Origin of the sequence: Kitasatospora indigofera (assembly GCF_014655955.1) — a bacterium.
GTDB classification, from domain to species: Bacteria; Actinomycetota; Actinomycetes; order Streptomycetales; family Streptomycetaceae; genus Kitasatospora; species Kitasatospora indigofera.
This window is the reverse complement of the sequence record NZ_BNBO01000009.1, coordinates 53570-68115: the sequence shown is the minus strand read 5'-3', so window position 1 is coordinate 68115 and position 14546 is coordinate 53570. Positions and strand designations below refer to the sequence as shown.

Genomic DNA, 14546 nt, shown 5'->3' with positions numbered 1-14546 from the left:
CCTGGTTAACGTTTCACCCTCAGAGGGGGCCTATTTCTCTCTTTCATAGGCCGAAGCCCCGTCATGCGAATGAATTGCCGATCACAGCGGCAGATCGTAGGTGTAGGACTCCTTGACGATCTCCAGGTGGTACCAGGACTCCAGCCGGACCACGCCCGCCGAGGCGCGCAGCGCGTCCAGGGTGGCGAGCAGCGTCGGCCGGTCGCTCGCGTCCACCCCGCACACCACGTCGAACCGGCCGTAGCCCGCCGCCACGTAGTTGATCCCGGGCAGCCGGGCGGCCGCGGCGGCGGCCGCCGAGGCGCCGCCCCGCACGGTCAGGCCCACCCCGACCGCCTCGCGGACGCCGACGGCCCGGGAGTCGACCAGCCCGGTCACATGGACGGCACCGGACTGCAGCAGCCGCAGCACCCTCGCCCGGGTGGCGGGCTGGGAGAGCCCGACCCGCTCCGCGAGCGCCGCGAAGGAGGCCCGGCCGTCGGCCTGGAGCAGGCCCAGCAGCGTACGGTCCACCTCGTCCACGGCCGGCGGCCGCTCGACGGGCGGCGCGGCGGCGGGGACGCCGGTGACGCCGGTGACAGCGGGGACGGCAGCGGCATCGGGGGCGGCGGGGGCGGCCTCGGCGCCGGCCTCCCGGGCGCCGGCCGGATCGGTGGCGGGCGAGTAGGCGTCGCGGACCAGCCGGGTGCAGCGGAAGACCTCGATCCCCCGCACCCCGGGCGCCGACCGCAGCACGGCGAACTCGCGCTCCAGGGCGGCCTCGTCCGCCACCCGCAGCTCGGCCACCACGGCCCGGGCGCCCGCGGTGCAGGAGACGAAGCTGCTGGCCGGCCTGGCCGCGGCCACCTCGGCGGCCGGGCGGCCCGGCCCCTCGACGTCCAGCGAGACGTGGGCCACGGCGCCGATGCCGACCACCCAGGGCCGGACGATCCCGACCACCCGCACGGTGCCGGACTCCAGCAGCCGGTGCACCCGGGCCCGGGCCGCCTCCCGGGAGACGCCCAACGACTCGGCCAGCCGCTGGTAGCTGACCCGGCCGTCCTGCTGCAGTTCACGGACCAGCGCGGCGTCGAACGCGTCCAGCTTCATCGGCACTCCCCTGACCCGCCCCGCCCGGTCGCGCGGGAACAGGGCGATCGTACCGAGCCCCGACTCACTCCCTCTCAGATCTTTCTTGACCATACGTTCCAGATAGGGCTAGGGTCCTTCTCGTGGCCAGAACCAAGGAATTCGACCCGGACGCAGCACTGCAGGCAGCCCTGGAGCTGTTCTGGCGGCGCGGCTACGAGGCGACCTCGATGAACGACCTGGTGGAGCACCTCGGGATCGGCCGCGCCAGCCTCTACGCCACCTTCGGCAGCAAGCACGAGCTGTACCTGAAAGCCCTCGACCGGTACGCCGAGCTGACCGACCCCCGGCTGCTCGACGAGCTGTCCCAGCCCGGCCCGGTCCTGCCGGCCGTCCGGGCACTGGTCCGCCGGTTCGCCGCCGAGGCCGCCTCGGAACAGCGGGCCGCCGGCTGCTTCGTCACCAACACGGCGGCCGAACTGGCCCCCCACGACCGGGACGCGGCCCGCCGGGTCGAGGCCAGCTGGGACCACCTCGAGACCCTGCTGCACTCGGCGCTGGTCCGGGCGGCAGCCCGGGGGGAGCTGTCGCCCGGGCGCGACCCCCGGGCGCTGGCCCGGATGCTGGTCGTCCTGCTGCAAGGGGTCCGGGTGGTCGGCAAGGCCGCCTCGGACCCGCTCCGGGTGCACGACGCGGCCGAGCAGGCGCTGACCCTGCTCGACTGAGCGCCGCCCGCCGCTCCCCCGCACCCGTCCCGCACCCCTCCCCCTGGCCCGCGCCCCTCCGCACGTGGGCCCGACCCTGCTCCGCCCACCGCTCCGCACACCCGCCCCCGGCTCCCCGCACGGACCGCCCGCCGCACCCCGGCGGCCCGGCGCGCGGAGCCGCGCCCTCGCACGGCCACATACTGGAACGTCCGATCCATTATTGAGGACCCATGAATCCCACCGCGCGCCGCGGAGCCCAAGGCTTCGCCCTGCTCGGCACCGTCCAGGCCGCCCTGATCTTCACCCTCACGGCCATCGCCGTCCCGCTGCCGCAGATCGGCCGCGAGTTCGGGCTCGGGCGGTCCGGCCTCGTCCTGCTCAACGCCGCGTACGGGCTCTCCTTCGCCGGGCTGCTGCTGCTCGGCGGCCGGCTGGCGGACCGCTCGGGCGGCCGGCGCACGTTCACCACCGGCCTGCTGCTGTTCGGCGCCGCCTCGCTGGCCTCCGCACTCGCCCCCGGCTACCCGGCGCTGCTCGCCGCCCGCTTCGCGCAGGGCGCCGGCGCGGCCCTGGTCGCCCCCGCCGCGATGGCCGTGCTGCGGACGCTCCACACCGACCCCGCCGCCCACGCCCGGGCCCTGGCCGGCTGGGGAGGCCTGTCCGTGCTGGGGGCGACGGCCGGCAACCTGCTGTCCGGCGTGATCGCGGCGGCGGCCTCCTGGCGCTGGACCTTCGCCGTGCCGCTCGCGGTCACCGCCGCCGCCCTCGCCCTCGCGCCCCGGCTGCTGCGGCCGGCCGGCCCCGCCCGGGACGGCGGCCGGCACCGACCTCCCCCGGCCGGCCGCCCCGCGCTCGACCTTCCCGGAGCCGTCCTCGCCACCACCGGGATCACCCTCGCCGGCTGCGGCCTCGTCCTCGGCGAGGCACGGCCCTGGTCCTCCCCCGCCGTGCTCGGCGCCCTGGTCGGCGCCGCCGCCCTGCTCGGTGCGCTGCTGCTGGTGGAACGCCGCGTCCGGGACCCTCTGCTCCCGCCCGGCTTCCTGCTCCACCGGCGACGGGCCCTGGCACTCACCGCGGTCGGGCTCACCGCGGCCGCCACCTCGACGACCTTCGTGCTCCTCTCGCTCCACCTGCAGCAGCAGCGCGGGTGGTCACCGCCCGCGACCTCCGGTGCCTTCCTGCCCTTCGCCGCCGCCCTGCTCGGATCGAGCCGGGCGACCGGGCCGCTGATCGGGCGGTTCGGGCCCCGGCGGGTCACCGCGGCCGGGCTCGCCGCGGCCGCCGCCGGGCTGCTGCTGCTCGCCGCCACCGGCTTCGACCCCCGGCTCCCCTACCCCGTGGCCCTGCTGCCCGGGCTGGTCGTCCTGCCCGCCGGGGCCGCGGCCTCGTTCGCCGGGGCCGTGGTCCTCGCCGTGGAGGACGTCCCCCGGCACCTGGCCGGGCTGGCCGGCGGTGTGCTGAACACCGCCATGGAGCTGGGGCCGACCATCGTCCTGGCCGTCCTGCTCACCATCGGCAGCGACAGCGGCTCGCTGGCCCTGGCCGCGGCGGCGCTCGCCGCCACCGCGACGGCGGCCGCCGCGACGACCCGCCCGGGGCGCCGGCCGGGCACCGAGCCCCCCGCCCGCACCGGCCTCCGCCACCACGCCGGGCCCTGACCACCCGGCGGTCCCGGACAGTCCCCGACCGCTCCCCGACCACTCACCGACAACGCGCCGAAGACGCACCGACGACCCGCCCATGCCTCAGCCATGACTCAGCGATGACCCACCAAGCAAAGGGAGTTCCTGCCATGACCGCTCGATTCGAAGACCGCACCGTCCTGGTCACCGGGGCCGGTTCCGGGCTCGGCCGCGCCATCGCCCTCGCCTTCGCGGCCGAGGGCGCCCGGGTGGCCGTCGCCGGCCGGGGCGCCGCCCCGCTGGCCGAGACCGTCGCCCTGATCGAGAAGGAGGGCGGCACGGCCGCGGCCTTCACCGCCGACGTCAGCCGCTCGGCCGAGGTGCGCGCGCTGGTCCGGCGGACCGTGGAACTGTTCGGCGGCCTGGAGGTGGCCGTCAACAACGCCGGCGTCTTCCGTGGCGGGCAGCCGATCGCCGACCTGCCCGAGGCGGACTGGCAGACGCTGCTCGACGTGAACGTGACGGGCGTGCTGCTGTCGATGCAGGCCGAGATCGCCCACATGCGGGCCAACGGCGGCGGGACGATCGTCAACATCTCGTCCAACCTCGGTGCCCACCAGCGGCGTCCGGGCCTGGGCGGATACCTCGCCTCCAAGGCGGCCGTCAGCGCGCTCACCCGTGGCGCGGCCCTGGACCACGTCCGGGACGGCATCCGGATCAACGCGGTCAGCCCCGGCGCCTCGGACACCACGATGTCGCTGCTGCCCGGCGAGACGCCGGACCGGCGGGCCGTCCGGATGCGCGGCGAGTCGCCGCTCGGCCGGGTCGCCGCCACCGGCGAGGTCGCCGCAGCCGTGCTGTACCTGGCCTCGGCGGACGCCGGCTCCGTGGTCGGCGCCGACCTGGTGATCGACGGCGGCGCCTCGGCCTGATCCGGTCGGGGCCGGGCGGGGCCGGGCGACGGGGAACCGTCGCCCGGCCCACCGGGCCGGCCGGCGCGGGTGTCAGGAGGCCTCGTGCACCAACCGGCCGCCGACATATGTGCGTTCGACCCGCGCCTCGGCGACGGCCTGCGGGGCCAGGAAGACGTCCCGGTCCAGCACCACCAGGTCGGCGAGGTTGCCCGGCCGCAGGCTGCCGGCGTCGTCCAGGCCGTTCACATGGGCGGACCCGGCGGTGTAGGCGGCGAGGGCGGTCGCGAGGTCGAGCCGCTGTTCGGGCAGGAACACCCGATCGTCGTCGCCGCCCGGCAGGGTGCGGTTGACGGCCACGTGGATCCCGGCGAGCGGGTCGGGGCTGCTGACCGGCCAGTCGCTGCCGGCCGCCAGGGTCGCGCCCGAGCGCAGCAGGTCCCCGAACGGGTACTGCCGGGCGGCGCGCTCCGGGCCCAGGAAGGGAATGGTCAGCTCGTCCATCTGCGGTTCGTGGGCCGCCCAGAGCGGCTGGATGTTGGCGATGGCGCCGAGCCGGGCGAAGCGCGGGACGTCGGCCGGGTGGACGACCTGGAGGTGGGCCAGGTGGTGGCGGGTGCCGCGGTGGCCGTTGGCCCGGCGGGCGGCCTCGACGGCGTCGAGGGCCTCGCGGACGGCGCGGTCGCCCAGCGCGTGGAAGTGCACCTGGAAGCCGAGCGCGTCCAGTGCGACCACGTGCTCGCACAGGGCGGCCGGGTCGACGAAGCTCAGGCCGCTGTTGGCGGTCGCGCAGCCGCAGCCGTCCAGGTAGGGGCTGGTCATCGCGGCGGTGAAGTTCTCGGCGATCCCGTCCTGCATGATCTTCACCGACCGGGCCCGGAACCGCCCCTGCTCCAACTCCGCCCGTCGCTGGACCAGTTCGGGGATCTGCTCGGCGCCGCGGCCGCGGTCCCACCAGAGCGCGCCGGTCACCCGGGCGGTCAGGCTGCCGTCACGGGCGGCCGCCAGGTAGGCGTCCGACGGGTCCGGCTGGCCGTTGAACACGCCGAGCAGGGCGTCCTGCCACCCGGTGACACCCAGCGAGTGCAGCAGGCGCTGGGCCCGCAGCAGGCCGGCCAGCCGCTCGGCGGCCCCGGTCGGCGGGACGATCCGGGCGACCAGGGCGGTGGCGCCCTCCTGGAGCACGCCGCTGGGGGTGCCGTCCGGTTCGCGCTCGATCCGGCCGTCGGCGGGGTCGGGGGTGTCGCGGGTGACCCCGGCCAGTTCCAGGGCGCGGGTGTTGGCCCAGGCCCCGTGGTGGTCCCGGTTGAGCAGGTAGACGGGCCGGTCGGCGACCACCTCGTCCAGTTGCTGACGGGTGGGCAGGCCGCCCGCGAAGCTCTCCAGGGACCAGCCGCCGCCGGTGATCCAGGCCGCTCCCGGGTGGGTGCGGGCGTACTCGGCGATCCGGCTCCGGTACTCCTCCGGGCCGGTGGTGCCGGTGAGGTCGCACTGCCCCAACTCCACCCCGCCGTAGACGGCGTGGACATGCGCGTCCTGGAATCCCGGGATCAGCATCCTCCCCCGCAGGTCGACGACCTCGGTCCTGGGGCCGATCAGCTCCTTCACCTCGTCGTGCCCGACGGCGGTGATCCGCTCGCCGGTGACGGCCAGGCCGGTCGCCCGGGTGCGGGCCGGGTCGCCGGTGTGGACGGGGCCGCCGGTGAGGACCAGGTCGGCGTGGTCGGCAGTGCTCATGGGTGTCGGTCCGTCTCTCGGTGCGGAGGTACGGGCCGGCGTTCGGCCGGCCCGTACCGCGGGGTCACGCCGCGGGGGCGGGGGTCAGGTCGGCGGCGTCGGCGTCCGTGCCGCGGCCGGTGGTGAAGTAGGGGGACTTGCGGACCCAGCGCGCCCAGCCGGCCGCGAGGAGCCCGGTGCCGATCATCAGCACCGGCCCGAGCAGCTGGAACCAGCCGTTGTCGGCGCTGAGTTCGAAGTGGTCGGCCGAGGACCAGAAGGTCCAGGCGAGGTAGCCGCCGAGCGTGAGCAGGACGACCGCGCCGGCCAGGGGCGCCACCACCGCCCGTAGGGCCTGCGCCGGGGCCTCGCGCAGCAGGTGGCGGAAGCGCACGGCCGCCGCGACGCCGGTGAGGGCGTAGTAGAGGGCGACGACGATGCCGATCGAGTTGACCGCGGCGCCGATCAGGTCCGTCACGGTGGGGATGGCCAGGCACAGCAGGGCCACCGCGGCGGCGATGCCGGCGACCAGCACGGTCCCGGCCGCCGGCGTCCCGTACCGGGGGTGCAGTCTGGTCCAGACCGGGCCGAGCGTGCGGTCGCGGCCCATCGCGAAGTTGCCGCGCGCGGCGGGGATGACGGCGGCCTGCAGCGAGGCCACGGCCGAGAAGGTCAGCGCGATCAACGGCAGTGCGGCCAGCGGCTGCTGGGCCAGCCGGTGGCCGAACCAGGTCAGCCCCTGGGCCCCGTTGTCCACCAACTCGTCCATCGGCAGCACGCGTTGGAACGCGGTACCGGCCAGCAGGAACACCGCCAGCACGCTGACCAGCGCGAGGGTGCCGGCCCGGGACGCGTCCCGCGGGTGGCGGACCTCCTCCCCCACGCTGAAGACCGTCTCGAACCCCCAGTAGCAGAACACCATCAGCACCATGCCCTGGGCGAGCGCGGAGAGCGAGGGGATGGCGAACGGGTCGTACCAGGACAGCGAGAACGGCTGGTCGCCGGCGAACAGCCCGTACCCGCAGAAGCCGAGCAGCACCAGGTACTCGAAGACGAGCAGGTACTTCTGCAGCCGGGCGGCCAGGCCCACGCCCCGGACGGCGACCAGGGTGGCGGCCAGCAGGACCAGCAGGCCGACCAGGGTGGTCTGCGCGGTGGAGTCGGGGTCCAGGGTGAGGCCTGCCAGGCCGTGCAGGCCCGCCTCGCCGAGGAGTTGGAGCAGCGCCGAGCCGGTGACCGTGGTGGTGTAGGCCATGAAGACGATGCCGCCGACCAGGTTCACCCAGCCGGTGAGGAACCCGAGCCAGGGGTTCAGGATGCCGCCGACCCAGGTGTAGGCGTTGCCGGCGTTGGGCTCCACCCGGTTCAGCCGGGCGTAGCCGCTCGCGATGCCGAGCACCGGCAGGAAGGCCAGCAGGGCGACGGCCGGCAGGTGCAGGCCGACGACGCCGGCGGTCAGCCCGAGGCCGATCCCGACGCTGGAGGTGGCCGCGATGCTGGAGGCGGCGATCACCACGCCGTCCACGACCCCGAGCGACTTGCGCAGACCCGGCTGCGCGGACCTTCCGTCGTCCTGCGGGGCTCTCGCCCCGTCGTTCGCCATGGATGCCAACGGACCACCACCTTGATCGGCCGAAGCCGCCGTCGGCTCCGTGGACAGGAATGAAACGTCCTGCGCACTTCACACGTCAATGGCGTTGTCATAAGGTGTCGGCACCATGAGCGGGGCGGAACGGGCGACGGCCCGCGGGCCGGTCGGCCGGGCCGAGGCGTTGGAAGGAGAGCCGATGGGTGAACGCGTGGTCCCGGAGCCGGACCGCCGGCGCAGGCGCCCCACCAAACAGGGCACCGTGCTCTCCGCCGAGGCGATCGTCGCGACGGCGCTGCGGCTGATCGGGCAGCACGGCTCCGAGGCCCTGACCGTCCGCCGGCTGGGCGCCGCCCTCGGGTCCGACCCGAGCTCGATCTACCGCTACTTCCGCAACACCGACGACCTGCTGCTCGCCATCGCCGACGAGCTGATCTCCCGTGCCCAGCAGGGCTGGCGGGCGACCGGGGACTGGCAGGCCGACCTGCGGGAGATCGGACGGCGGATCCACCACGCCTACCAGCGGCATCCCCGGACGGCCATACTCGCCGCCTACCGCACCACCGGGCGGGCGCACGAGATCCGGGCCGTCGAGGTGATCCTCGGCGTGCTGCGACGCGGCGGCTTCCCCGACGCCGAGGCGGTGCGGATCTACCACGCCTTCGTCGACCAGGCGCTGGCCTTCGCGGCCCTCGACGCGGCGGCGAGCGCCCTCCCGTCCGCGGCCCGGCAGGCCGACGAGGACGTGTGGCACCGGACGTACGCCCGGCTGCCCGCGGAGAGCCACCCGCACATCGCCGCCACCGCGCCGCTGCTGGTGGCCGAGATGCGCGTCTCCGGGTACCCGGCGGCGCTGGAGCTGCTGCTGGAGGCGGCCGCGGCACGCCTGGAGCGGCCCCGGGGCACCGCCGGGTGAGCGCGGACGGGCACGGGACGGCGGCAGCACCGCCGGATGAGCACGGACGCGCCCGGGACAGCACGGCGCCCGGACCCGTCCGTCGGGTCCGGGCGCCGGGCGGCCGGGGCTACTGCGGCGTCACGTACGCCCCGGAGATGCCGCCGTCCACCAGGAAGGTGTTGGCGGTCATGAAGGAGGAGTCGTCGCTGGCCAGGAAGGCGACGGCGGCGGCGATCTCGTCCGGCTCGGCGAACCGGCCGAGCGGGATGTGCACCAGCCGGCGGGCGGCCCGCTCCGGGTCCTTGGCGAACAGCTCCTGCAGCAGCGGGGTGTTGACCGGGCCGGGGCAGAGCGCGTTGACCCGGATCCCCTCCCGGGCGAACTGCACGCCCAGCTCGCGGGACATCGCCAGCACCCCGCCCTTGGAGGCGCTGTAGGAGATCTGCGAGGTGGCCGCGCCCATCACCGCGACGAAGGAGGCGGTGTTGATGATCGAGCCCTTGCCCTGCCGCTGCATGTGCGGGATCGCGTACTTGCAGCAGAGGTAGACGCTGGTCAGGTTGACGTCCTGGACCCGCTTCCAGGCCTCCAGGCCGGTGGTGAGGATGGAGTCGTCGTCGGGCGGCGAGATGCCGGCGTTGTTGAAGGCGATGTCGAGGCGGCCGTACTCGGCGACGGCCCGCTCGTACATCTCGCGCACGGCGTCCTCGTCGGTCACGTCGGCCTGCACGAACAGGCCGCCGACCTCCTCCGCGGCGGCCTTGCCGGCCGCCGCGTCGATGTCCACGCAGACCACCCTGGCCCCTTCGGCGGCGAACCGCCGGGCGGTCGCGAGGCCGATCCCGCTGCCCGCGCCGGTGATGACGGCCACCCGGCCGTCGAGTCGCTCGGTCATGGCGTTATTCCTCCGTGGAGATGAAGACGTTCTTGGTTTCGGTGAAGGCGTGGAGGGCGTCGGGGCCCAGTTCCCGGCCGAGGCCGGACTGCTTGAACCCGCCGAAGGGGGTCGAGTACCGCACCGAGGAGTGCGAGTTGACCGACAGGTTGCCCGCCTCCACCCCGCGGGCCACCCGCAGCGCCCGGCCCACGTCGCGGGTCCAGATCGAGCCGGACAGGCCGTAGTCGGTGCTGTTGGCGATCCGCACCGCGTCCGCCTCGTCGCGGAACGGGACGACGGCGACCACCGGGCCGAAGATCTCCTCGGTGAAGGCCGGGGAGTCCTGCCGGAGCGGCGAGAGCACGGTCGGCGGGTACCAGAAGCCGGGCCCGTCCGGGGCGGTGCCGGTGAAGGCGACCGGGGTGTCCGCGGTGACGTACGAGGCGACCCGGGCCCGGTGGGCGGCCGAGATCAACGGCCCCATCTCGGTCTTCTCGTCGTTGGGGTCACCCACCCGCACCCCTCGGACGGCCGGCTCCAGCAGGGCCATGAACTCCTCGAACACGCCCGCCTCGACGAGGATCCGGGAGCGCGCGCAGCAGTCCTGGCCGGCGTTGTCGAAGACGGCGTACGGCGCGGTGGCGGCGGCCTTGGCGAGGTCGGCGTCGGCGAAGACGATGTTGGCGCTCTTGCCGCCGAGTTCGAGGGTGACCGGCTTGACCTGCTCCGCGCAGCCGGCGGCGATCGCCCGGCCGACGGCGGTGGAGCCGGTGAAGACGACCTTGGCCACGTCCGGGTGGGTGACGAAGCGGTGGCCGACGACCGGGCCGCGGCCCGGCAGCACCTGGAGGACCCCCTCGGGAATCCCGGCCCGCAGGGCGAGTTCGGCCAGCCGCAGGGCGGTCAGCGGGGTGAGTTCGGCGGGCTTGAGCACCACCGTGTTGCCGGCCGCGAGGGCCGGCGCCAGGCCCCAGGCGGCGATCGGCATCGGGAAGTTCCAGGGCACGATGACGCCGACCACGCCGAGCGGTTCCTGGAAGGTCACGTCCAGGCCGCCGGCCACCGGGATCTGCCGCCCGAACAGGCGTTCCGGCGCGGCGGCGTAGTACTCGATCACGTCGCGGGCGTTGCCGGCCTCCCAGCGGGCGTTGCCCACCGTGTGGCCGGCGCCCGCGACTTCCAGTGCGGCGAGGTGCTCGCGGTCCGCGTCGACCGCGGCGGCGAAGGCCCGCAGCAGCCGGGCGCGGTCGGCCGGCGCGACCTTGCGCCAGCTCGCGAAGGCGGCCTTGGCCCGGGCGACGGCGGCGTCGGTCTCGGCGAGGCCCGCCATGGCCACCGTCTGGATCACCTCCTCGGTGGCGGGGTTGACCACCTCGAAGAGGTCCTGGTCCGAACTCACGGTGCTGTCTCCTAGGGGGTGGTGGCCGTGGCAGCGGTGACGAACGCCTCGAAGAGGCGGGGGTCGGAGGGGTCGGTCTCGGGGTGCCACTGGACGCCGAGGGCGAAGCGGTGGCCGGGCAGTTCGACGGCCTCGACGGTCTCGTCGGCGCTCCAGGCCGAGGGCAGCAGCCCGTCGCCGAGGCGGTCGACCGCCTGGTGGTGGTAGCAGGCCACCTTGGCGGTGCGGCCGAGAATCCCGGCGAGCCGGGTGGCGGGGCGGACCATCACGGCCTGGGTGCCGAAGGTGGCGGGGGCGGGCTGGTGGACCTGGTCGCCGACCCGGTCGGGCAGGTGCTGCACCAGGCTGCCGCCGAAGGCGACGTTCATCAGTTGCATGCCCCGGCAGATGCCGAGCACCGGGAGGTCCCGCTCCAGGGCGGCGTCCAGCAGCCCGAACTCCCAGCTGTCGCGCAGCGGGTGGGGCTCTCCCGTGCGCGGGTGCGGCGCCTCGCCGTACCTGGCGGGGTCGATGTCGGGCCCTCCGGAGAGCAGCAGGCCGTCCAGCCGGTCCAGCAGCCGGCCGGTGGCGCCGGCCTGCGGGGGCAGCAGGACGGGTGTGGCGCCGGCCCGGGCGAGGGCCTCGACGTAGCTCTGCGGCAGCAGGGCCGCGCTCTGCTCCCAGACGCCCCAGGCCGCCCGGTCGAGATAGCTGGTGATCCCCACCAGCGGTCCGCCCGTCACAGCCGCTCGAATCCGCGCCGGCGCTCCCAGTCGGTCACCGCCGCGTCGTAGGCGGCGAGTTCGACCCGGCCGGCATGGCTGTAGTGCCGTACCACGTCCTTCCCGAAGGCCAGCGCGGCCGCTTCGCTGTGCTCGAAGGCGTCGACGGCGTCGCGCAGGGTGGCGGGCACCCTGGGGGCGTCGGAGCCGTAGGCGTTGCCGCTGAACTCGGGCTCCAGCGGCAGCTGCTGCTCGATGCCGTGCAGTCCGGCGGCGATCAGGGCGGCCACCGCGAGGTACGGGTTGACGTCCCCGCCGGGCACCCGGTTCTCGAAGCGCAGCGAGGCGCCGTGGCCGACCACCCGCAGCGCGCAGGTGCGGTTGTCCCGGCCCCAGGCGATCGCGGTCGGCGCGAAGCTGCCCGGCACGTACCGCTTGTAGGAGTTGACGGTGGGGGCGAGCAGCAGCGCGAAGTCCGCCAGGCAGGCGAGCTGCCCGGCCAGGAAGTGCTCCATCACCGGGGAGAAGCCGTGCGGGCCGTCCCCCGCCATCACGGGCCGGCCCTGCTCGTCGCGCAGGCTGAGGTGGATGTGACAGGAATTGCCCTCGCGCTGGTCGTACTTGGCCATGAAGGTGAGGCTGACGCCTTCCTGGGCGGCGATCTCCTTGGCGCCGGTCTTGTAGACCGCGTGGTCGTCGCAGGTCCGCAGCGCCTCGCCGTACTTGAAGGCGATCTCGTGCTGGCCGAGGTTGCACTCGCCCTTGGCCGACTCGACGGTGAGCCCGGCGCCGGCCATCTCGTTGCGCAGCCGGCGCAGCAGCGGCTCCACCCGGGAGGTGCCGAGGATGGAGTAGTCGACGTTGTACTGGTTGACCGGGGTGAGCCGGTGGTAGTCCTTCTCCCAGGCCTGTTCGTAGGTGTCCTTGAAGACGATGAACTCCAGCTCGGTGCCGGCGTAGGCGTGCCAGCCGTGGCCGGCGAGGCGCTCCAGCTGCCGGCGCAGGATCTGCCGGGGCGACACGGTGACCGGCCGCCCGTCGTGGTGGGCGACGTCGCACTGGACCATGGCGGTGGCGGGGTGCCAGGGCACCGCGCGCAGGGTGTCGAGGTCGGGGGTGAGGACGAGGTCGCCGTAGCCGCTCTCCCAGGAGGAGATCTCGTAGCCGTCCACGGTGTTCATGTCGATGTCGACGGCGAGCAGGTAGCCGCAGCCCTCGGCGGAGTTGGGGACGACGTCGGAGAGGAAGTACTCGGCCGCGATCCGTTTTCCCTGCAGCCGGCCCTGCATGTCGGTCATGGCGAGGACGACGGTGTCGATCGCCCCCCGGGCGACGCCGGCGCGCAGGTGCTCCAGGGTCAGGCGGGGACTCATCGGATCTCCAGTTCGGCTTCGGCGGCGGCGAGTTCCTCGGGTGTGCCGTGCACCTTGGGGCCGGTGAACCAGTGCCTGGCCGAGACCAGCCACCAGACGCCGGCGAAGCCGAGGACGACCGCCACCGCGACGGGCGTGTAGTTGAAGCTGACGGCGGTGACCGGGCTGACGGTGGGGAGCATGAAGAGCACCGCGATCAGCGCCGTCCAGCCGACGGCCACCAGGCCGACCGGCCGGCTCCACCGGCCGAGGTGCCAGGGGCCGCGGGCGAAGGCGTCGCCCTGCCGCAGCCGCAGGAACACCGGGATGACGTAGGCGATGTAGAGGCCGATCACCGAGACGGAGGTGACGGCGGCGTAGGCGGTGCTGTTCCACAGGGCCGGCAGGCCGAGCAGGAAGGCGCCGCCGGCGGCGAGCCAGACCGCGCTGGTGGGGGTCTGGGTGCGGGGGTTGATCCGGTGCCATAGCCGGGAGCCGGGCAGTGCGCCGTCCCGCGAGAAGGCGTAGATCATCCGGGAGTTGGCGGTGACCGAGGCCATGCCGCAGAAGAACTGGGCGCCGATGACGATCAGCAGCAGGAGCTTGGCGCCGGTGTCCCCGATGGCGTCGATGAAGATCTGGGCGGGCGGTACGCCGGTGGAGCTGGTGAGCGCGCCGTCGTAGTCCTGGATGGCGAAGGTGAGGCCGAGCAGCAGGATCCAGCCGGCGACCAGCGAGACGAGGACGGAGTTCACGATGCCGCGCGGGCCGGAGCGGGCGGCGTCCTGGGTCTCCTCGGTCATGTGGGCGGAGGCGTCGTAGCCGGTGAGGGTGTACTGCGCGAGCAGCAGGCCGAGCATGGCGACGTAGAAGGAGCTGTGGAAGCCGGTGTTGTTGACGAACTTCGTGAGGGCGAAGGACGCGGAGGCGTGGTGGGAGGGCACCAGGACGAGGGCGCCGACGATGACCGTGACACCGGCCAGGTGCCACCAGACGCTGACGTTGTTGAACAGGGCGACCAGCCGGACGCCGCGGGTGTTGAGCAGGCCGTGGACGAGCAGGATCACCGCGAAGACCGTGACGGTGTGCCCCGGGGTGGCCGCGAAGCCGAACTGCATCTCCAGCAGGGCGTTGGCGAAGGTGGCCGCGCCGTAGTCGACGCCGGCGGTGACCGCGACCTGGCCGAGGAAGTTGAACCAGCCGGTGAACCAGGCCCAGGCGGGGCCGCGGGAGGGGGCGAGTTTGGCCGCCCAGTAGTAGAGGCCGCCGGCGGTGGGGTACGAGGAGCAGATCTCGGCCATGGCGAGGGCGACGCAGAGGGTCATCAGGCCGACCACCGGCCAGCCCCAGGTGATCATCGCCGGGCCGCCGGTGTTCAGGCCGAAGCCGTAGAGGGTGAGGCAGCCGGAGAGGATCGAGACGATCGAGAAGGAGACGGCGAAGTTGGAGAAGCCCGACATCGAGCGGGCCAGCTCCTGGGTGTAGCCGAGTTCGCGCAGCCGTTGCTCGTCCGGGGAGAGGGCGGGTGCGGTGCCGGTGGTGATCCCGGCGGCGTCGGCCGGAAACACCGGCATGCCAGGGTGGTCGGCGGGGGAGGGTTCGGGAGACATGCGCACCCCTTCTTGGGGGTTCGGTGGGGGATCCGAAACGTGCGCCACAGCACTGTGGTGGTCAATGGACTGAAACCGGACCATTGACGTATGCGCA

12 protein-coding genes are annotated in these 14546 nt (G+C 74.2%); 4 read left to right on the top strand and 8 right to left on the bottom strand.

The window, feature by feature from the left end; translation table 11 throughout:
* Positions 1–81 precede the first annotated feature (81 nt).
* Entirely contained in the window at positions 82–1089 is a 1008-nt protein-coding gene (locus IE329_RS11175) for an Lrp/AsnC family transcriptional regulator (protein WP_190210707.1), read from the bottom strand.
* A gap of 122 nt (positions 1090–1211) precedes the next feature.
* On the opposite strand from IE329_RS11175, the gene IE329_RS11170 reads away from it, so the two are divergent.
* The 3 genes from IE329_RS11170 to IE329_RS11160 all read left to right on the top strand — a co-directional run bounded on the left by IE329_RS11170 (position 1212) and on the right by IE329_RS11160 (position 4329).
* Positions 1212–1793: a TetR/AcrR family transcriptional regulator gene (locus tag IE329_RS11170; RefSeq protein WP_190210706.1), complete on the top strand. Its 582-nt coding sequence runs from the start codon at positions 1212–1214 to the stop codon at positions 1791–1793.
* A gap of 212 nt (positions 1794–2005) precedes the next feature.
* A complete protein-coding gene (locus IE329_RS11165; protein WP_190210705.1) occupies positions 2006–3433 on the top strand; it encodes an MFS transporter in 1428 nt (475 codons plus the stop codon).
* Between the two features lie 134 nt (positions 3434–3567).
* Entirely contained in the window at positions 3568–4329 is a 762-nt protein-coding gene (locus IE329_RS11160) for an SDR family NAD(P)-dependent oxidoreductase (protein ID WP_190210704.1), read from the top strand.
* A 72-nt stretch (positions 4330–4401) separates the two neighbouring features.
* Here IE329_RS11160 and IE329_RS11155 read toward each other — a convergent pair whose 3' ends face one another.
* Positions 4402–6045, bottom strand: coding sequence for an amidohydrolase (locus tag IE329_RS11155; protein ID WP_190210703.1), 1644 nt, complete (start codon positions 6043–6045; stop codon positions 4402–4404).
* 64 nt (positions 6046–6109) lie between these two features.
* A complete protein-coding gene (locus IE329_RS11150) occupies positions 6110–7627 on the bottom strand; it encodes an APC family permease (protein ID WP_190210801.1) in 1518 nt (505 codons plus the stop codon).
* A gap of 184 nt (positions 7628–7811) precedes the next feature.
* On the opposite strand from IE329_RS11150, the gene IE329_RS11145 reads away from it, so the two are divergent.
* Positions 7812–8528 carry a TetR/AcrR family transcriptional regulator gene (locus IE329_RS11145; protein WP_190210702.1) on the top strand — a complete coding sequence of 239 codons (717 nt, stop codon included), beginning with the start codon at positions 7812–7814 and terminating at the stop codon, positions 8526–8528.
* A gap of 109 nt (positions 8529–8637) precedes the next feature.
* Here the strand turns inward: IE329_RS11145 and IE329_RS11140 are convergent, their stop codons facing one another.
* Genes IE329_RS11140 through IE329_RS11120 form a run of 5 tightly spaced genes read right to left on the bottom strand, consistent with a single transcriptional unit; the run spans position 8638 to position 14449 of the window.
* A complete protein-coding gene (locus tag IE329_RS11140; RefSeq protein ID WP_190210701.1) occupies positions 8638–9405 on the bottom strand; it encodes a 3-oxoacyl-ACP reductase in 768 nt (255 codons plus the stop codon).
* A gap of 4 nt (positions 9406–9409) precedes the next feature.
* Positions 9410–10786, bottom strand: a complete 1377-nt coding sequence (locus tag IE329_RS11135) for an aldehyde dehydrogenase family protein (RefSeq protein WP_190210700.1) — start codon at positions 10784–10786, stop codon at positions 9410–9412.
* An 11-nt stretch (positions 10787–10797) separates the two neighbouring features.
* Complete coding sequence (locus IE329_RS11130; protein WP_229927357.1) at positions 10798–11508, bottom strand: gamma-glutamyl-gamma-aminobutyrate hydrolase family protein; 711 nt, start codon at positions 11506–11508, stop codon at positions 10798–10800.
* Positions 11505–12860, bottom strand: a complete 1356-nt coding sequence (locus tag IE329_RS11125) for a glutamine synthetase family protein (RefSeq protein WP_190210699.1) — start codon at positions 12858–12860, stop codon at positions 11505–11507. The genes IE329_RS11130 and IE329_RS11125 overlap by 4 nt, the downstream gene beginning before the upstream one ends.
* Positions 12857–14449, bottom strand: a complete 1593-nt coding sequence (locus IE329_RS11120; RefSeq protein ID WP_373311152.1) for an amino acid permease — start codon at positions 14447–14449, stop codon at positions 12857–12859. Before IE329_RS11120 ends, IE329_RS11125 begins: the two co-directional genes overlap by 4 nt.
* Positions 14450–14546: the final 97 nt, after the last annotated feature.